At 32.1% G+C, this 20728-nt stretch carries 11 protein-coding genes; 4 read left to right on the top strand and 7 right to left on the bottom strand.

From position 1 onward, the window contains the following. The first annotated feature begins 16 nt into the window (after positions 1 to 16). From aceB to ACVEGE_RS00720, 4 genes are all read left to right on the top strand, one after another. Positions 17 to 1615: a malate synthase A gene (aceB, locus tag ACVEGE_RS00705; protein WP_192501998.1), complete on the top strand. Its 1599-nt coding sequence runs from the start codon at positions 17 to 19 to the stop codon at positions 1613 to 1615. A gap of 73 nt (positions 1616 to 1688) precedes the next feature. Next, positions 1689 to 3314: an isocitrate lyase gene (locus tag ACVEGE_RS00710; RefSeq protein ID WP_173854438.1), complete on the top strand. Its 1626-nt coding sequence runs from the start codon at positions 1689 to 1691 to the stop codon at positions 3312 to 3314. A 90-nt stretch (positions 3315 to 3404) separates the two neighbouring features. Continuing rightward, complete coding sequence (gene rraA / locus ACVEGE_RS00715; RefSeq protein WP_173854437.1) at positions 3405 to 3884, top strand: ribonuclease E activity regulator RraA; 480 nt, start codon at positions 3405 to 3407, stop codon at positions 3882 to 3884. A gap of 10 nt (positions 3885 to 3894) precedes the next feature. Then, positions 3895 to 5070 (top strand): pyridoxal-phosphate-dependent aminotransferase family protein, encoded by a 1176-nt coding sequence (locus ACVEGE_RS00720; RefSeq protein ID WP_192501997.1) that lies wholly within the window; start codon positions 3895 to 3897, stop codon positions 5068 to 5070. Positions 5071 to 5168: 98 nt separating this feature from the next. Here ACVEGE_RS00720 and ACVEGE_RS00725 read toward each other — a convergent pair whose 3' ends face one another. The 7 genes from ACVEGE_RS00725 to ACVEGE_RS00755 all read right to left on the bottom strand — a co-directional run bounded on the left by ACVEGE_RS00725 (position 5169) and on the right by ACVEGE_RS00755 (position 20684). After that, on the bottom strand, positions 5169 to 5981 hold the full coding sequence (locus ACVEGE_RS00725; RefSeq protein ID WP_458008608.1) for a polysaccharide lyase family 7 protein: 813 nt from the start codon (positions 5979 to 5981) through the stop codon (positions 5169 to 5171). A gap of 355 nt (positions 5982 to 6336) precedes the next feature. Then, positions 6337 to 9081 carry a right-handed parallel beta-helix repeat-containing protein gene (locus ACVEGE_RS00730; protein ID WP_458008609.1) on the bottom strand — a complete coding sequence of 915 codons (2745 nt, stop codon included), beginning with the start codon at positions 9079 to 9081 and terminating at the stop codon, positions 6337 to 6339. A 100-nt stretch (positions 9082 to 9181) separates the two neighbouring features. After that, positions 9182 to 12052: a T9SS type A sorting domain-containing protein gene (locus tag ACVEGE_RS00735; RefSeq protein ID WP_192501855.1), complete on the bottom strand. Its 2871-nt coding sequence runs from the start codon at positions 12050 to 12052 to the stop codon at positions 9182 to 9184. 4 nt (positions 12053 to 12056) lie between these two features. Further along, positions 12057 to 13877 carry a galactose-binding domain-containing protein gene (locus ACVEGE_RS00740; RefSeq protein ID WP_458008610.1) on the bottom strand — a complete coding sequence of 607 codons (1821 nt, stop codon included), beginning with the start codon at positions 13875 to 13877 and terminating at the stop codon, positions 12057 to 12059. An 89-nt stretch (positions 13878 to 13966) separates the two neighbouring features. After that, positions 13967 to 15946, bottom strand: coding sequence for an RICIN domain-containing protein (locus tag ACVEGE_RS00745; RefSeq protein ID WP_458008611.1), 1980 nt, complete (start codon positions 15944 to 15946; stop codon positions 13967 to 13969). Positions 15947 to 16045: 99 nt separating this feature from the next. Further along, on the bottom strand, positions 16046 to 18616 hold the full coding sequence (locus ACVEGE_RS00750) for a DUF5060 domain-containing protein (RefSeq protein WP_173857086.1): 2571 nt from the start codon (positions 18614 to 18616) through the stop codon (positions 16046 to 16048). 1579 nt (positions 18617 to 20195) lie between these two features. Beyond that, on the bottom strand, positions 20196 to 20684 hold the full coding sequence (locus tag ACVEGE_RS00755) for a hypothetical protein (RefSeq protein WP_173857398.1): 489 nt from the start codon (positions 20682 to 20684) through the stop codon (positions 20196 to 20198). Positions 20685 to 20728 lie beyond the last annotated feature (44 nt).

A 20728-nucleotide genomic window follows, 5' to 3' on the forward strand; every position in this document is an offset into this window, starting at 1 on the left:
TAAATCTATAAGCACAATGGAAGACACATTTTTAAGACAATCGAAAATTAACTTCTCAAAAGAGGTTACTAATTACTATCCCGAAATTCTAACTGATGAAGCATTAGTATTTATTGTTGCATTGCATGAAAAATTCAATACCGAAAGAATAACACTATTGAAAAACAGAGTTGCTCAACAGCTGATTTTTGATAGCGGACAGTTTCCTGAATTCCCAAAAGAGACAAAGGAAATTAGAGATTCTAATTGGACAGCAGGAACAATTCCGCAGGATTTGCAAGACAGACGTGTAGAAATAACAGGACCAGTAGACCGAAAAATGATTATCAATGCTTTGAATTCTGGTGCGAAAACATTTATGGCAGATTTAGAGGATAGTACTGCTCCTTCTTGGAAAAATACTATTGAAGGTCAAAAAAACTTAATAGATGCGAATCAAAAAACCATTTCGTTACACGATGCTAAACGTGGGAAATCATATATATTAAACCAAGAAACGGCTGTTTTATTGGTGAGACCAAGAGGCTTACATTTAGATGAAAGACACCTTCTAATCAATAACGAAATAGCCTCTGGAAGTTTGGTTGATTTTGGGCTGTATGTTTTTCACAACACACAAACTATGTTGAAAAAAGGAACTGCTCCTTATTTCTACTTACCCAAATTAGAACATTACCTAGAAGCACGTTGGTGGAATAAAGTTTTTGAATTTGCAGAAAATTATTTAGAAGTGCCAGTAGGGACTTTTAAAGCAACTGTTTTAGTTGAAACGATTACTGCTAGTTTCCAGTTGGACGAAATCATTTTTGAATTGAAAGACCATATTGTTGGTTTGAATTGTGGTCGTTGGGATTATATTTTCTCGTATATCAAGAAATTTAGAAATCACCCCAATTTTGTAGTTCCAAATCGCGATCAAGTAACCATGACAAGCCCATTTATGGATGCATATCCAAAATTAGTTATTCAGCGCTGCCACAAAAGAGGTATACTCGCAATAGGCGGAATGGCAGCTCAAATTCCAATTAAAAATGATGAGGAAGCGAATACTGCTGCTTTGGAAAAAGTAAGAAAAGACAAAGAGCGCGAAGTTCAAAACGGACATGATGGTACTTGGGTAGCGCATCCTGCACTAGTAGCAGTAGCAATGGCAGAATTTAATAAACACATGCCAACGCCGAACCAACTGAATGTAATGCGTGATGATGTAAACATAACAGCGCAAGATTTGGTCGAAATTCCAAAAGGAACCATCACAGAAGCAGGAATTAGAAAAAACATTAACGTCGGGATTTTATACATCGAGTCTTGGCTCAGAGGTCATGGTGCTGTAGCACTTTATAATTTAATGGAAGACGCTGCTACTGCAGAGATTTCGAGAACACAAGTTTGGCAATGGTTAAAAAATGAAGTCAAACTCGAAGATGGTCGAAAATTCGATACTAAATTATACAAAGAATTGTTAGCGGATGAAGTAGCTAAAATTACTGCCGTAGTTGGCGATGAAAATAGTAAAAAAGGCAAGTTTGCATTAGCTATATCACTTTTTGACGAACTAGTAGTTTCGGAAGAGTTTGAAGAGTTTTTAACGTTACCAGCTTACAAATACATATAAAAAAAAACAATCCTGCGATTGCGGACACAATCAACAGGATCTAATTACTAATAAAATAACCTAACACAAAATTATGAAAAATTTAGAACAAAGCAATTATAGTTCGGCTTTACAAACGGTAAGAGATTTGAAAGCGAAGTATGGAACTACTTGGGATACAATAAGCCCAGAAAGTGCAGCGAGAATGGCTATTCAAAATCGTTTTAAAACAGGATTAGACATTGCTAAATATACTGCTGCTATCATGAGAAAAGATATGGCCGAATATGATGCAAATGCTTCTAATTACACACAATCATTAGGTTCATGGCATGGTTTTGTTGCCCAACAAAATATTATTGCAGTAAAAAAGCACCACAAAACAACTAGTAAAAGATACATATACCTTTCAGGATGGATGGTGGCTGCATTGCGTTCAGAATTTGGTCCTTTACCAGACCAATCCATGCATGAAAAGACGACTGTTCCAGCATTAATTAAAGAAATTTACGATTTTTTACGTCAGGCAGATGCTATTGATTTAAATGATTTGTTTAGAAGACTTGAAAAAGGAGAAGATGTACAAGATCAAATCGATAATTTTGAAACACACATCGTTCCTATTATTGCAGATATAGATGCTGGTTTTGGAAACGAAGAAGCAACTTATTTATTGACCAAAAAAATGATTGAAGCGGGTGCATGTGCAATCCAAATCGAAAATCAGGTTTCGGATGCTAAACAATGTGGGCATCAAGACGGAAAAGTAACGGTACCTCATGAAGATTTTCTTTCTAAAATTAACGCTATTCGTTATGCGTTTTTAGAATTAGGGGTTGATGATGGCGTTATTGTTGCAAGAACAGATTCTGAAGGAGCAAGTTTGACTCAAAAATTACCAGTAAGTACCGAGCCAGGAGATTTAGCTTCACAATATTTGGCTTTTGTGGAAGCAGAAGAAATAACAATTGCTGCAGCTAAAGAAGATGATGTATTGCTAAAAAGAGACGGTAAACTAGTACGTCCTGTGAGGTTAGCAAACGGTTTGTACCAATTTAAAGAGGGAACTAATATAGATAGAGTTGTTTTAGATTGTATTACAAGTTTACAAAATGGAGCTGATCTTTTATGGATTGAAACACCAACACCTAATGTGAAACAAATTGCGCATATGGTTAACCGAATTAGAGAGGTTGTACCTACTGCAAAATTGGTTTACAATAACTCTCCTTCTTTTAACTGGACATTAAATTTCCGTAATCAAGCGTATGATGAAATGCTTGCTGCAGGTAAAGATATGACTGGATATGATAGAGGTAATTTAATGGATGCTAAATACGATGATTCTGATTTATGCCGTCGTGCCGATGATAGAATTAGAACATTCCAAATGGATAGCTCAAAAGAAGCTGGGATTTTCCATCACTTAATTACTTTGCCTACCTACCACACAACTGCGCTTCATATGAATGATTTAACGCAAGGCTATTATGGTGAAGAAGGAATGTTAGCTTACGTAAAAGGAGTTCAAAGACAAGAAATTCGCAAAGGAGTTGCTTGTGTAAAACACCAAAGAATGGCTGGATCAAACCTTGGTGATGATCATAAAACGTTCTTTGCAGGTGATAAAGCTTTAAAAGCTGACGGAGCTAAGAATACTAGTGATCAGTTTGAAAGTAAAAAAACAGAGCAAAAAAGAGAATTAGTGTTAGAAAAGTAATATTTAGCTTTTTTAAATATAAAGGCAACATGTACGCATGTTGCCTTTTTAAATTTAGTTCATTACAACAACTTTCTAAATTTTAAATATATGCTTACAACAGCAGATTTATGGGATCAGTATGAAACACTGCTTAGATGCGTTGATCCTATTTTTAAAAGTTTTGGTCATAAAACGGCCTTCGCAGGTAAAATCAGTACGATAAAAGTATTCGAAGACAATTCCTTAGTTCGAAAACAATTAGAAACTGATGGAAAAGGAAAAGTTTTGGTAATTGATGGAGGTGGTTCTTTACGTTGTGCGTTAGTTGGCGATCAACTGGCCGAATTAGCAATACAAAATAATTGGGAAGGTATCATCGTGAATGGTTGCATTAGAGATAGTGTTGTTATTAATACGTTAAATATTGGAGTCAAAGCAATAAATACTTCCCCTGTTAAAAGTATAAAGCGCAATCAGGGTGAAATGGCAGTTCCTGTAAAATTTGGAGGAATTACTTTTAAACCTAATGATTATCTCTATGCCGATGCTGACGGAATATTGGTCAGCAAAACTAATTTATTAAAATAAAAAAAATCAAATGAAAGCTAGAAAATTACTGATGATTCCTGGTCCTATTGAATTTGAACCAGAAGTTTTACAAGCAATGGCAATACCTACAACAAGTCATGTAGCGCCCGATTTTATTGAAGTATTCGGACATAGCCTGGAGTTAATGAGGACGGTATGGAAATCGCCAAAAGGACAACCATTTATCGTTGCTGGAACTGGGACATTGGCTATGGACATGGCAGCAGCCAATCTTATCGAGAGTGGAGATAATGTATTGGTTATTTCTTCGGGTTATTTTGGTCAGCGATTCAAGGACATATTAGAGCGCTACGGCGCAAAGGTCACTCTTTTACAAGCTGCTTTAGGTCAAAGCGTCTCAATTGATAGTATCGAAAATGAATTAAAAACCAAACAATACAAAGCGTTAACACTAACGCATGTTGATACTTCTACAGGAATAATAGTAGATCCCAAGCCCATAGCGCAATTGGCCAAAAAACACAAAGTATTAAGTATTGTTGATGGTGTATGCTCAGTAGCGGGAGAGGAATTGAACCAAGACGAATGGGGACTTGACGTGGTATTAACGGCTTCTCAAAAAGCAATAGGTGTACCTCCAGGTTTGGCGCTTTTAATGGCTTCTGAAAAAGCGATGGAAGTTTGGAAAAATAGAAAAACGCCTGTACCTAACTATTATGCTGATTGGAGCAATTGGTTGCCTGTAATGAAAGCATACGAAGAAAGAAAACCTTCCTACTTCGGGACACCAGCAGTTAATTTAATTGTTGCATTAAAGACAAGCTTAAAAATAATTTGTACAGAAGGAATCGAAAAAAGAGTACAAAGACATCAAAGTTTAGCCAAAGCATTTAGAGCTGCAATTGCCTCTCTAAAGCTAACGATTTTAGCTACTTCAAATACAATAGCAGCCAATACTTTGACGGCAGTGTATTACCCTGAAGGTATAGATGGAGCGGCGTTTAGTGCTAAAATGGTTGCTAATAATGTCATCATAGCTGGAGGGTTATTGCCCGACATAAAAACAACTTATTTTAGAGTTGGTCACATGGGTTCTGTTTCTCCAAATGATCTTTTGGCTGTTCTAGGAGCTTTGGAACGTACGTTATCCGAACTTGGGTATCCATTAGAAATTGGAAAAAGTTTGCAAACTTTTCAAACGGAACTTTTAAAAGGACCCAACTAAATAGATAATTAATTTATTAAAATCAAAAAAGGATGCTTCGCTACATTAATGCGAAACACCCTTTTTTTTAACTAACTCTATTCATAAATAACCTACTCTTAATGAACTACTTCTAGCGTGAAATATTTAGCATTTGCAAATGCTCCCGCTTCCCTACTTTGAAGGTAACAACCTGTTCTAAAGAAATTCTCGAACTGACTCCATTTTCTATAATCTTCACCTGAATACACTTTTGTTTCTCCATTATTGAGAGTAACAACAGTACGATCTGCCATAACGTTGATTTCTAATGTGAATTTATCAAAATCTACTTTTTCTTTAAAAGCAAATCCATCATCATCAACCCATGAATTCTCTTTATATAAATCACTTCCTGTTATTGATAAACTTGCAGCTTTTTTAGATCGTAATTTAATCTTTCCGTTATCCCAATATATTTTCAAAAAAGGAGGTAAATTATTATCATTTGCATTAACTTTTTCTGCCTGATCATCTTTTAAACGACTCCCCATTTGGACTAAAATTACTCGAGGGTATTTATCGTCGTTTTTAGAGATAGTTCCCATTCTTATCACCGTTTTTAACTTTGCTCCTTCTTTAAAAGTCCAACCTATTTCAGTACCAAAAGAATTTTGTTCTTTTAATTCTGTTCTAGTATAAGAATTTTTAGATTTAACTGATGGGTAGGCATAGAATACCAACGCCCTTTCAGAATTATCATTAAACATAAAACGCTGAATTTCGATATTGCTACTATAATTGGCAAGATCTTGTCCCGCATACGTAGTTTGCGATCCTTCAGGTATACTCAATTTCCACATTGACAAATCAATTTTAGGCGCTCTTTGTCCATAGCTTGAAATAGCAGCGAAAGCGAATGCTAATAAAAAACAAGTATAGTTTTTTTTCATTTTTTTGGGTTTATGCTTTTGGTTATTTAATCCTTAAAAAACATAATTGATAGAACAAATAAACTATAAAACTATTTGTAAACATTATATTTTGGATTACCAAATTGGTTAACCAAATATAAAATATATTTTGATATATACAAAAAAGTTCTATATTTTTTTTTGATAATTCAAATTATACTTAAATTCAAGTCACAAATGCAAATTAATAACTTGAGGTGCCATTTTACCACTATTACTTATAACCCCATTAAAAACATCATAAAGATATTTTTAAAAATCTCGTTAACTATTTTAAATGGTATCAAAAAATAGTTGACACTATTAAAAATACTTAACGAGAAAATCAATTTCATTATTTTTTTATAACTTGAATCCCTTTATTACCATTAATAGAAATAAAATAAGTCCCTTGTTTCAAAGTAGAAAAATTAACAATTTCATTTTCTAATTTTGCTTTGAATTGTAATTTCTTGTTTCCTGAAAAATCATAAATAGTAACATTATCTCCTATTTTTAATCCTGAAACTGTAGCATTGTCACTAATTGGATTAGGATATACCATCGTATTTAAATCAACTGATAAATTTGTAGTAGTAACTTTTGAAGTTGTAGCTGCAGCAATAATTTTCCACTTTTGATTGCCATTACTTTCAGAATAATTGTAAGTATGAACATTAGTATTTAACGTTCCATTATTTCTATCTAAACCTTGTGTTAAACAATGAGCTGGTTTTAGACCATAAACCCCTAGCCCATTTTCAACTACTTCCCATTTTTGATGATCTCCTACTACCGCTGTATAAGTTGATACTTGTGTTGCATTTTCACATTTAGCATAAGGAACTTCTAAAAATCTATTTGTACCTTTATTTTTAATAGTATAAATATTACTTCCTAAATGATTAAAAATCCATTCTTGATCACTATAATTACCTGGATTAACCATTTTAGTTACATGATTTTCTAAAGCTCTAGAAAGTAATCTTTGATTTGATGTTATAGACTCAATTGTATAAGTACCATTAGTTATTAATTGTGATACAGGTGGTAGAGTAACCGTTCCGCCTTTTAATAAAGCTAATGATGAATAAGCAGCAATAGTTACATTTCCAGAATAGGCTACATTTTTTGCGTCAAGATAGTTAGTACTTCCCAAGTTTATCGTTTTAGGGGAATTTGTATTATTTACCTCAAATCGTAAAACAGTATCTGGATTTGTTGTTGCACTAAATTGTACTGGAGCAGTTTTACCATTAATCTCATAATTTGGATAAGTAGTTTTAAATTGTGCTAATAAATAGTCTGTTGACAGGTTTCCTGCTCTAATCCCTATTTCTTTTCCCCCCGTAAAAGGTTGACAGTAATAATTAGAATCAACATTTCCTAAAAATGTATTGAATCCAACATCAGTAATTTGATTAGTATATCTAGCACAATATTGTGATGGCTTATTAGTAAAAAGTATGTTTCTTATAATTGTATTATTAGTCGAATGGGCTACACTTCCTCCAACTCCAAAGCTATTATTATAAGTAGATAACACTATACCATATTCACAATTATAAACCGTATTATCTCTATAAGTACTCTTACTTGTCAAGTTGGCCATTAAACCCCAACCATCAATATTGTAAACTGTATTCTCATATACTAATTGATTTTGTGAATCATTATCAAAATAAATTCCTGCTGTTTTCACTCCTCTATTTAAAGGAATCCCTCTAATTGCACCTGGTGAATCATGCACAATATTTTTATACACTTTATTATTAACATCACGATTTCCTACAGAATAAATTCCACCCCCATCATCTTTAGTATAACAGAAGTTTTTAATATCATTTTGTCGAATTGTAAAATTTGGACCACCAAATTGAATTCCGTGATAACCTATTCCATCTAAAATATTATTTTCAATTATTATAGGTGAAGCGCCTTTTCCGTAAAATCTAATTCCTGTGTAACCTATAAAACTCCTAGCTCCCATTCCAGAACGCATTCCTATATTTGTAATCTTATTATTAGAATAAATCAAGCCATCAATACTTTCCAGTCTTGATGCTAAATTATTACTTTCGTTTAAAATATTATTAGTAAATACTACATTAGTCAATCCAAATCCCAATACTAAATAGTCATTACCATTTGAAAAGTTACAATTATTAATTGTTAGGTTTTTTGCTCCACTCATAGTTACTACTTGAGATAAAGAACCTTGGAATTTTAAATTTTTTACTTGGATATAATCAGAATTACTTAAATCCAATGCAGTTTCTTCAGAAGGTATTTCAATATTTAAATTATTTGGGTTTGTAGTACTATATAAATATAAAATTCCAGCATTAGTATCGTGAGCCCATTCCCCATTATTATCGAGAGTATTAACATGATTTTGAAAAAAGTAACCAAAATTATTTTCAATATCATTTTCAAAAGAATCACCTGGTGTAGACAAACTAAAACTAATTGTATTTCCAGAATGAGAAGTAATTGTTTCTACTTTTACATTATCATCTGTTGTTCTTAATGTAATTTCTCCTCCTTGAAATCTATTTGTTCCATAAGGTAAATTTGAAGCATCCGAAATAGACCTATTATTAGTATTGTGAGCATTTATTACTCTATAACCGCCATTAGTTGCAGTTGCATTAGGTTCTCTACCTATTTGTTGGGGTTCATTGTTCATAAACAAAGAAGGTATTCTCGCATTGTTTATTTTTCCTAGACTAATTTTCCAAATATTCCCATTATGATTTGTCCAATTATTCACTACTCTTGTAGCTCTTATCTCCGGTAAATTTCCAGATCCATATGCTGTAAAAGTAATTTTATTAGATGGAGTTCCCATTTTTCCTCTAGCATTTAGAAATCCATAAAAAACGTCACCTCTATTAAAATTGATTACATCTCCAGTAATGAAGTTTGTAGCATTTACTTTATTTATAGTTTTCCAAGCAGCTGAAGGTGAAGATCCATTATTTGCATCATTCCCTATGTTACTTACGTAAAAATTTCTTTGACCATACATTAAGTTAAAACTTCCAATAGTCACTAAAAACATCATAAAGACATTTTTAAAAAATTGTTTTTTTTTCATGTTTTATATTTTATTTGTTTATTAAAATCTCGTTAACCATTTTTATTTTTATCAAAAAAATAGTTGATACTATTAAAAATACTTAACGAGAAAATAAATTTTATTGTTTTTTAATCACTTGAATCCCTTTATTACCATTTATAGAAACAAAATAAGTCCCTTCTTTCAAAGTAGAAAAATCAACAACTTCATTTTCTAATTTTGCTTTGAATTGTAATTTCCTGTTACCTGAAAAATCATAAACAATTACTTTATCACCTATTTGCAAACCTGAAATTGTAGCATTGTCACGAATAGGATTTGGATATAATTTTACCGTTTCATTAAGAACTGTATTTGATTTTTTAGTAGGATCTAAGTTTAACGTATCAGAAAGTATAGCTCCATTATAAACTCCTCTTGCCCATCCGCTACCTTGTAACGTACACCAGAAAACTTTTTCATTTTTAGGATCGGGTCTTACTTCAAGAACTTTATGAGGTTGTCCTAAATTATTATTTGCTTTTATCCATGTACTTCCACCATCAAAAGAGATATAAGCTCCTGGATTAAGTACATTTAAACTTGCTTTTTTTACATTTTGTGCACCAGCAGCGACCGTTATAATGTTAGGATTAATAGTTGAAACTTCTGTGTACCACACATATGGTAAATCAAATATTTTTATCCAATTCATTCCGTTATCTGTACTTTTCCAAACTCCTCCTTCATTTGCTGCACCCTCAAAAGAGCCACATGAAATAAACAATACATTTTTCCCTGCTGTTTTCTGAATATGAATATTGTTTACTGATTTAATTTCAGAAGGAATAGTTACTTTTTCCCATTTATTTCCTCTATTTGTAGTTCTATACAGTCCGCCTGGTGTACCCTCTTTTAATACACAAGCAGCATATAAAATATTTGGAGATGTAGGATCTATTTTTATTCTATTTACTGTTGTTCCATTAGCAGGCAACTGAAAAGCACCTGATCCATTAATTCTACTAAAACTAGTTCCTGAATTAGTACTTTTATAGACACCATGACTTGAGAAAGGAGCAGCAGTACCAAAAACCTCATTTATAGGAGAGCCTATAGTATTAAAATAAATGTTTGCTGGATTAGCATAATCAATTGTTAACGAATGATTTAAAATTTGATCTGAAGTAGATACATTTGTTCCAGTAGTAGGTAAAGGATTAGATACGGTACTCCATGTTGCTCCACCATTTATGGTTTTTCTTAATTCTCCTCTATGATCTTGACGAAATTGCATCGTATAGATAATATCTGGATTTGTAGGATGAACAGCAACAGAAGCTATTGAAGTAGATCCCTGATGATTAACTTGTCCTTCAATTTGCTTTAAATATAGAGGGGCTGTTTGAGATGCACTTTGCCATAAACCATGTTCTCCACTAGAAAATAAATAAATACCATCTCTTCCTGTTTCTAAAACAATTGCTCTACCAGGTAAATTACTATCTCCTCTTCCTTTCCATCCGTTTGCAGATCCCATATCATCTCTTTGGTACCAATTTAGACCATCGTCTGTTGAACGCAATGTTTGTTGGTCTACAGATGCATATACATACCCTCTAGAATCAATTCCAAGAAATCTATTTCCGTGTGTTTCTCCAGTTCTATCTATTTCAGTTTGAATATGAGCAAAAGTAGCATTTGACCCTACATTTCCTTTGGTAGACCAATAAGCATCATCATTACCACTATTCCAGTAATTCCCAGATCTTAAAATAGGACTCCATTTTACTCCTGAATTATTTGTACTCCACACATCTCCTGCTCCAAAAGAATAATCGTGCTTGCTATTATGCGTAATATATATTCTTGTATCATTTCTAGGATCTACAACTATTCTATTAAAAACAGGTAACGCTTTTGTTGGTAACTTTGGATAGGTCGTTCTAGCATTTTGTACACTAATTCCAAACCAAAGGGCTACTACACTATAATATCTATTTATTAATGAACTATTATTATTTATTTTTGTCAAATCAATGCCTAAATCACCGCTTACATTCGTCCAATTTTCTCCATTATTAATACTTTTGTAAACACCTCCTACAGAATTTATTGATCTATTTACACCGCTACCAGTAGCAACAAAACTGGTTTGATCTATACAGTATAAAGTATGAACCCCTGATTCTAACCTAGCAACCATATCTCTTGGCATATTATTAGGTAAACCTGTTCCTTTTTTCTCCCAACTCACTCCTGAATTTGTACTTAAAAACACTCCATGACTAGTTGCTAAAGTTAAAATAGAAGTCGCTTTAGGATTAATAATTATTTTTCCAATATCAGCATTTCTTGGTAAACCATTATCTCTAATAGTAGTCCAAGTTGTCCCTCCATTAGTCGTTTTATAAATAACACCATATTCTGCATAAGGATATCTATAATTAAGATCTCGATTATCTAAAATAGCTTTAGTTCTATGATTGTCTTTTACGTTAAAGAAATCTCCACCACCTACATAAATAATGTTTGCATTTTTAGGATCTATACTTAAAGAAGCTAATCTACTTGTAGCAGGAAAATTATTTACTAATAACCAATCTTTACCTCTATTTGTTGTTTTCAACATTCTACCACGAACGTCGATTACATAACCTAAATCAGGATTTTGTCTTGAAAAATCTATCGCTGTAGATTCTCTTAAATAATCACCATCACCATCTGAATCTTTTAAAGTTTCCCAAGTTTCACCATCGTTACTAGAAAGATAAGCATTGTCTAAATCTGGAAACATGAACATTGTATTATCATCTGTAGGATGAATAAAAAAAGCATCACAATATCCTGAATTCCCAGGTCCCACTTGTTGCCAATTTATAGTGTTTGAAGAAGTACTTTTTGCACTTTTCAAGTCATTGAAATAGTTTGTATCTAATGTTTGTCCGTACCCTTTAGGTAAAACAAAACTTATCAATGCAATTGATATCGTTAATTTTATATTTTTCATTATTTTAATTTTTTATAAACTGAATTGATTTTCTACTAGCAGTTGTTAGACTATAAATACCAGCAGGAAGTTTTGAAACATCAATAGTTTGATTATCTGACAAAATAGCATTAATTGTAGTTACAATTTTACCTGATCTATTTTCTACAATTGTAATTTCACCATCGTCTTTTGTTAAACCAGATACAGCCAAAACATCAGTAGTAGGGTTTGGATATAATTTGATAGTACCTTCATCAGCTATAACGTTGTAGTTTTTCGATAAATTAATGTTTTTCCCCCATACTTCTAATTCACTGATATGTAAAAAATTTGTACCAATTAATTGCACTCTCACATAGCGCCCTTTTCTTCCAATATTTGCCGTTGTAGGTGAAGAAGCTATATCTTTTTGATAATAAACTCCAACATTAGATTGATTTGCTGTTGTTACAATATTTTTAGAGGTGAATGGATTACTAGAAACAAATAATTGATAATTCTGTAATCTATCTTGACAACAATCATCTCTATTAAAAATTTTGATCGTATCAATATCATAATTAGCTCCTAAATCTACTTCTAACCAAGCATTAGCATCTTCAGTTGTGTGCGTAAAATTGTTTCTATTCCCGTCTATCGCTTTAGAAGCTATTAAACTACTATTATAATCGCTAGACTGTGTCGCTGTTTTATTTAGAGCTAAGTTTACCAACTCATTATTTCCGTTAGCATTAGATGGAACTGGTTTATAAACACGTACCCAATCAATTAACATAGTATGATCGGATTCATTAGCAATTTCTGCTGCATTTGGAGTTCTTCCTGCTACTGCTTGCCAATTTTGATCTTCTATATTTATTATTATTTCTAGTTCCTTAGTAATTTGCTTTCCATTATTTAAAAAATTATAAGGATCTATTACACTAGTTGTTGAAAGTGCTTTTGCATTAGCTAAACTAGTTGCAGAAAGTGCTTTTTGATAACCTGACTGTTGCCCTGAAGTAAATTTATCTAGTACTCCATTTGTAAAGCCAGATGGGTAAGTATATTCCCAAATATCATCTATATTTTTAGTTGCAAATACTGTGTTATCTATCGTTCTTACATGTTGACCATCTACATAATATTCAAAAACTGTTGGGCTTTTCCAGTACATTCCTATACGAACCCATTTTCCACCCCATTGTGAAACATCACTTCTTCTCCACCAACTATTCCAATCTGCGGGTTGATAATCTAAGATGTTGTTTTGGTTGCTTCTCTCAAATACATGGTGACTTAGATGTATTCGATCCGAAAAAAAGGAGTTTCTGTTATCATTTCCTTTTCCTCCATAACATTCTAAAATGTCTAATTCTTGTGTGTCATCTGGTGAAAGCATCCAAATATTAGAAGCCATTACAGAGTTCATTACCTTTATTCTTGCTTCCACAAAAACAGGATATATTACTTTTGTATTAGATGTTATACAACCAGAACGAGTAGCGGGTTTTGTGTCTGTAGTACCATTTACTGGATAGGTTTTAAGTTCTCCAGGAACTCTTGAAGCTTTTAGTTTTAAAAAACCTCCTGAAACAGAAACGTTTTCTCTTTTCCATTTTGTTGGTCCAGGACCATCCCATGCATTGTGGTAAAAATTAGTCCATTTCCCTCCTATTGTAGCCGCATTTGGAGTTGGGTTAAAATTATAATTAAAATCGTCTGACTGTGCTGTTTGAAGTTCCCAAACTTTATCTACTCCTGCATTTGCGGGTACTGGAACAGTATTCCAGTCCTGTGCGTTTGAAACGGTGCTTAACAACAAAATTGCTGAAAATTGTATTCCTTTTTTAAAAAATTTCATGTTTTTGTTTGTTTTAAAATGATTATTTGTAAATAGTAACCAAAGAATAAGAAATACTCTTACTCTTTGGTTTTAATAAAGTTTGAGTTTTATTCTTTAATGAATTTCAATGAAACTGGCTGTTTATCATTCTCAATTACAGCGATATAAGTACCTGATGGAAGGTTACTGATGTTTAATGAAATTTCGTTGTCTGTTTTTTGTTTTTCGACACTAATTTTTCTGCCTGAAAGAGCTACAACTGAAATATTTTCTACATTTTCAACTCCTGAAATAATGATAATATCTTTCGCTGGGTTAGGATAAATAGTGATATTAGAGTCTGTTGTTGAAGAAAGTATATTCTTAACTTTTAATGTAGTATTATCAGCAATAATTTTCCACTTTTGATTGCCATTACTTTCAGAATAATTGTAAGTATGAACATTAGTATTCAACGTTCCATTATTTCTATCTAAACCTTGTGTTAAACAATGAGCTGGTTGTAAACCGTAAATTCCATTACCATTTTGCACTACTTTCCATTGCTGATGTGTAGATGTCGCATTTGAATAGGTATTTACTTGAGTGCTATTTTGACAAACCGCATTTGGAACTTCTAAAAATCTGTTTGTTCCTTTATTTTTGATTGTGTATACATTATTTCCTAAATGATTAAAAACCCATTTTTGGTCATTATAAGTTAACGGATCATGCATTACTGCATTGTGATTATCTGCAGCTCTAGAAAGTAATCTTTGATTTGAAGAAGTAGATTCTATAGTATAGTCACCATTTGCAATTAATTGTGTAGTAGGATTTGGAATAATACCACCTTGAATAGTTAAATTTTGAATCTTACTAGCAATTACATTTGTACCATTCATAAGTTGAACAGTAACTGAATAAATTCCTGAAGCCAATGAACTGGTTAAACTTACTGTAAATGCTTTATGACCAAATCCAGCTAAAGCTACATAATCTTGTTCCTTTATTACTTCACCATTACTCTTTTTAATTACAATTCGGATTGTTCTATCAGCATTTGATTTGTACAACACAGGAAATGAATAAGTATTTGCTGCATTTCTTGTACCAATAAAACTCTTAAAATCTACTGATTGTGTAAAGACTGCTTCATTTTCATCATCAAGATTTGTAACTTCATCCACTGGTAATTTTGCATAAGCTCTAATCCAATTATATTGAGAAGCATTAATGTTATTATCGCTTAATTGTGCATTAGTAGGCAGTGGTCTTGCCCAATCATACGTTTCGGTTACCATATTAATTTTCATTGGATCTTTGAAAGGATCAGACACTATATCCGTTCTAAACTTAACAACACCTATAGCATTATTATCTACATAAAAAGCAGCTTCTTTAGCATTTATCCAGTAACAACCGTAAGTATGAAATGCATCTCCTGCCTCTGTACCTCCTCGTAGAGACGCGTCTCCGCCTTGTAAATCTCCATCTCTTATTTCTACCTCATTGTTTCCTCTTGAATAAAATATTTCGGCCGAACCTGGATCTTTGCGTAATCTATAATGCGTATTGAATTTCATTTTTTTTCTAAAATCACTACTAAAGCTACCTGTTCCTCCAATACTCTCAGCAATGTCTAGCTCTTGACTATAAGAGTCATTATTATCAGTAGTTCTAAGTTCGTCTCTTTTTGATGATGAAAGCCAAAAAGTAGTTGACATGTTTATCTTAGATGATTTAAAATTGCATTCATAATAGCCATAAAAGGCACTTTCTCCTTTAGATTGTACCGCTCCTCCTGAAATTGTATAGCCACTTTGAGTTCCTGCAGGTACTCCTGGATTATTTCGTATAACCATATTCCCTCCTGTAACACTTACCGTATTTGGATTAAAATAGGCTGGCTTTCTTCCTTGCCAACCAGAGAAGGTATTATTCCATTTATTAGCATTAAGACTTGTACCGTTAAATTCATCTGAATATTGATCGTTTCTAACCCAACGCTGCCCTAATTCTGGTTCAGGTGGCTGGGAGTAAACTAAATTCATTAAACACATAAAGACTATTAAAAATAGTTTTTTATAAGATGTATTATTTTTCATAATTGTTTTTATTTTAAATAAAAAACTCGTTAGCTATTTTATCTAGAATCAAAAAAAACTTTGATGCCATAAAAACAACTAACGAGAAAATAAATTTTACTATTTTTTTATAACTTGAATCCCTTTATTACCGTTTATAGAAACAAAATAAGTACCTTCTTTCAAAGTAGAAAAATCAACAACTTCATTTTCTGATTTTGCTTTGAATTGTAATTTCTTGTTTCCTGAAAAATCATAAACACTTACCTTATCACCTATTTGCAAACCAGAAACTGTAGCATTGTCACGAATAGGATTAGGATAAACCATTATTTTTAATTCGTTATTAGCTATAATTCTACTTGCGGTTGTACAAGCTACATTTAAAATTATTTTTGGTGCATTTGCCCCTTCTTTAGAAGAAAATGAAACATCATTACCTCCTGTTTGTTTAACAATTAGAGTTATTGTTTCCCCAGATTTCAATCCTGATAATGCCCATTCGTAGGATTGACCAATATTATAATTTGTGTTTAATGTTCCTATTGAAGTCTCTTCATTTGGTTTATTAGTTGAAGTAATCGCTCCTTCTGTCCAAGTATTTGAGTTTCCTTTAAAAATCTCTATTAATCCATTACCACTATCTGATGATACTGTAAGAACTAATTTTGCATTAGTAATAGCAGCTGTAACTGTAGGAACTACAAATTTTAAATACGATACTCTTTTTCCGCTTTCTACTCTTAAATCTCCAGTATTAAAACGTGTAGTACCTTGTAAATAAGCATCATCAGATGCAGGTGCTGTTACTTGACTTACACAATCGTTTCCATTTCCGTTTCCGTCACCTGAACCACTACCTGAACCCTCTCTTTTTACGATCAATGCAACCCAGTCATTATTATCAGGAGCAACCAAATTTGTTCCTAAAGTTGACTTTGAAGTTAAGTCTCCACCAACTCTTGGGTTGTACCACTGTACATCGTAATTACTATTTCCTGTAGGTAAGTTTAAAGTAACTGAACCCCCATTTGTTCTATAAATTGCATAAGCAACTCCTGCATTGGCAAATACAAAATCACTAGAATCTGAAGTCAATTCATCAGAACTAACCATATCTATCATATAAGATTGCATGTATTTATAGAAAAAGTCTAAGGCATAACTTCCTTGTTTGTATAAATCACCTCTTAATCTATGGTTTTGATTATTGATGTCACCATCTGTCTCAGTGTAACCGTAATAGTATTCTACTCCAGTTCCTCCAGCCATCAAAGATCCCCATAAAACATCTTTTCTTATTGATGCAGCACTTGCAACACGAATACCTTCTCCAGCACTTCCTTGTTCATCATTTGCAACCACCCATTTTTTACCAGCATTTCTAGATTTCTCTAGCCATCTCTTAACATCGTTATGAACTTTATTTTTATCTGTTTGAATAGAAGCTCCTGTTATGTTAGTGTTACCTAATAAGGGATTGTATCTTTTATCTTGTTCACCAGGAAAAGTATGAATCACAATATTATGACTATAGGGATCAATACTTTTAATGTAAGTTGCAGTTGCTTTTGCTACATCATCTGGAAGAGTAGTTTCTTCAGTTAAATTCCAGTTTAAAGCTAAATGGTGTCCAAACCTTGCAATAAGTTCTCTGTAGTATAATTTTCGTTCTCTACCCAAAGTATTACCATCCATGAAGTTATCGTTTTCAGTCTCCATAGTTTTAAAATGCAAATACAATCCTTTTTTATCAGCATATTCCATTATTTTCTCCCATTGAGCTAATTTTGAAACATCAAAACGATCCTTGTGCATTTTATTCCATTGTCCCCCACGATCAGTACTTTCATAATCAGTAGTTGTACCCATTAAAATATGAGGAAAAACAGCTCCGTCATCTCCACCTGTATTCCAGGTTAAGAATGACATTGAATTTGCACCTTGACTTGACAAATAATTTACTGCCCCTAATAATCCTTTACCTTTTCCGCCATTCCATGTGTAGGCACTAGCATCTGCAGCTACATAGTCAATTAAATGACTCTCCCATGTTTTGTTTCCAAATTTATTAAGATTGTTTTTAAAATTTGGAGTAGCATCAAAATCAGCATAATTAAATGCATTTTCTGGTGAATCGGCACCTGCTTTAGTAAACCAAGGACCATTTGGGTTCGCCGGATTTGTTCCAACAAACCTTAAATAATGTTCTCCAACATATTCAAGTCTCCCTAGGTTTTTATTCCTAAAATCTTTACCTGATTTGTCAGATTCTGTGATAACCATACTTCCTGAAGTACCATCCATAAATCCTCCACTAACACCACCACCATTGATAGCCACATTGGATCCTGATTTAAATGATGCTTTCCAATTCCATTTTCCTGTTTGATCTGGTGCAAAGTTTACTCTCCATTTATTTCCCGCTACGCAGCTGTTATTCTCTGCATCACCACAAGCGGCAAAATAACCAGGAACAGTGTAACTTTTATTACTTGATTCGTGAGTAAAAGTAATTTCGAATCTATAATCCGAAAACGGATTAGGAGTTGCCGTTTCGTTTGTGTTAGGTCCATTAAAAGTCAATGAAACCTTGTGCCACCTTTTTAATTCTCCTTCAGGAGTTTGAGCGTTTAGCATTAATCCATATAGGAATAACAATGCTACAAAACTAAAGTTTAGTTTTTTCATGATAGTTACTTATTTAATTATTAAAATTTATTCTTTATTGAATTTACTATTACATCAGTTATAGTAAACTTAATTGCCTAATCGTAATTCGATTATTCTATTCATAAGTACTTATGAAACACAATTATTTTCCTAAAAATTTATTCAAATTAATTTTATAACTGCCCAAGATTATAACATTAATTTAATAAAGCTCGTCTTCATTAATTACGATAACCACTTTAAAACCTATTTTGTGTATAATTCAAAATAAAGTCAAATAAAATGATATAAACCCATAATTTACTACCACATAAACACTTTGTTTTATAATTTAGTATTTATCAAGTAAAATTTAACATAAATAGATTACTCATAAAACTAAGTAAAGACCTATTTTTATACCGTATTTACTAGCTTTTCTAGACTATTTGTTCTTGTTTTTTTTTTTTTTAATAAAAAAGATTTTAATGTTTATATTGACTTCTTTTAGTCTTCACTTATGTATTTTAATTCAAATAAAAATGTAAAAAACAAGTCTATTAAATTTAATGACATTTTTAAATTAATTGTCATAATTCTCGCTATTTTAGAAATCTACATTAACCGCAAGTAAGTTTTAAAATCAACTAAATTATTTTTATATACGACTTTATTTCTTTAAAAAGTCTTAAAATAACACCTAAAAGAGTTAAGAAGAACACTAAAATGGATATAGTCCTTTAATATTTTAGTCACTATATATACAAATTACTATAAAAAAAAGGTGCTTTATAATTTTTATACAAAACACCTTTTTTTATTAACCAACTCTACTTTAATACAACCTGTTTTTATAGCAAGACTTCGAGGGAAAATATTTTACTTTTGCCAAGGAAACTACATTACACTTTAAAAACAACATCCAGCACTAAAAAAATTAAAACTCAATTCATTGTTTACAATCAACACTGGAATAAATGTTTTTTTCGCTATTATTTAAAACAACATGTGTGCAGTATGTATCAACAATAAGCCATAATCTATTTACCCTTGAAGGAACATACTCATTATCATTTAGTTAATTTTATTTATACAAATCACTAATGTTTGTTTTTTTAATTTATAGTTTTTTTTTAAGTGTAACTTACTTTTTCAGTTGTCCAATATACTTTTAAAATGGAGGAAGATTGTCGTCGTTAGCATTAATAACTTTTGTTTACTACTATTTAGTCGACTTTCTCACTTGTAACAAATTTACTCTTAGCTATTTGTTGTAAAACGAATAGTATTTAATTCGTAAAATTTCATTTGCTTTTATAGTACATTTTTTAAAATCTTGGAACAGTTAAAATAAAACACATTCAGTTAGCTAAAAAACAGAAAACAACCGGAGAGCACTGAAAAAAATCCTTAAATACAAAAAATTGTAAAAAACAAAAAAAGAGCATAAACGTTAATGTTTATGCTCTTTTAGTTTGTTTTAAACCTTTGTGTTATTAGAAAATTAAATTAGAGTAAAAAAAAATTAAATCAAATCCTTATTTGATGTTTTAATAAGAACTTTTTAAAAAGAAGTTTTTTTTGTTACCCTCTACCACCGTTTCCTTTTTTTGTTTAACTATTCACAAGCAACTTTATCAAACTTATACTTTACTCTTTCAAAATCAATAGGTTTGCCTTTTACAAAGTAAGAAGCGCCCATAGTCGTTTGGATTTCTCCATTTCCTAATATTAGTTGGTCTCCTTTTTTCAAGAAGGCCATTGGATTTTTATATGTTTTCTCTTTGTAATCTCCTTGAATAAAAGTATAACTTGCATAAAGCGTGTCGCCTTTAAATTCTCCTGCAAGATTCCCTTGTTTAGTGGGCATGTTCTCGATGGTCATCGTCATATCTCCAGTTATTTCGCCACTCTCTAAGGTGTTTAATTTTAACATCAAAGTATCTTGTTCATAAATCGCCTGATAGCATTCTGAGCTCACTGATTTCTGAACAGCTAGTTCTGATGGTGTTTCTGCTGGTATTTCTGCTTTTTCTTCTTGATTATTTTTGCAACTTTGAAGCCCTATACAAGATAGCGCCAGACAAAAAAGGCTGATTTTTTTCATATTGTTTATTTTAAATTACTATTTAGTTAAGGCGAAAGCCTAAG

The organism is Flavobacterium sp. PL002, assembly GCF_054165825.1.

Excerpts from the sequence above, each read along its gene's own strand:
- ACVEGE_RS00730 (WP_458008609.1), bottom strand. The coding sequence starts at position 9,081 with ATGAAAAAAAAACAATTTTTTAAAAATGTCTTTATGATGTTTTTAGTG.
- aceB (WP_192501998.1), top strand. The coding sequence starts at position 17 with ATGGAAGACACATTTTTAAGACAATCGAAAATTAACTTCTCAAAAGAG.
- ACVEGE_RS00750 (WP_173857086.1), bottom strand. The coding sequence starts at position 18,616 with ATGAAAAAACTAAACTTTAGTTTTGTAGCATTGTTATTCCTATATGGA.
- ACVEGE_RS00735 (WP_192501855.1), bottom strand. The coding sequence starts at position 12,052 with ATGAAAAATATAAAATTAACGATATCAATTGCATTGATAAGTTTTGTT.
- ACVEGE_RS00755 (WP_173857398.1), bottom strand. The coding sequence starts at position 20,684 with ATGAAAAAAATCAGCCTTTTTTGTCTGGCGCTATCTTGTATAGGGCTT.
- ACVEGE_RS00740 (WP_458008610.1), bottom strand. The coding sequence starts at position 13,877 with ATGAAATTTTTTAAAAAAGGAATACAATTTTCAGCAATTTTGTTGTTA.
- ACVEGE_RS00710 (WP_173854438.1), top strand. The coding sequence starts at position 1,689 with ATGAAAAATTTAGAACAAAGCAATTATAGTTCGGCTTTACAAACGGTA.
- rraA (WP_173854437.1), top strand. The coding sequence starts at position 3,405 with ATGCTTACAACAGCAGATTTATGGGATCAGTATGAAACACTGCTTAGA.
- ACVEGE_RS00725 (WP_458008608.1), bottom strand. The coding sequence starts at position 5,981 with ATGAAAAAAAACTATACTTGTTTTTTATTAGCATTCGCTTTCGCTGCT.
- ACVEGE_RS00745 (WP_458008611.1), bottom strand. The coding sequence starts at position 15,946 with ATGAAAAATAATACATCTTATAAAAAACTATTTTTAATAGTCTTTATG.
- ACVEGE_RS00720 (WP_192501997.1), top strand. The coding sequence starts at position 3,895 with ATGAAAGCTAGAAAATTACTGATGATTCCTGGTCCTATTGAATTTGAA.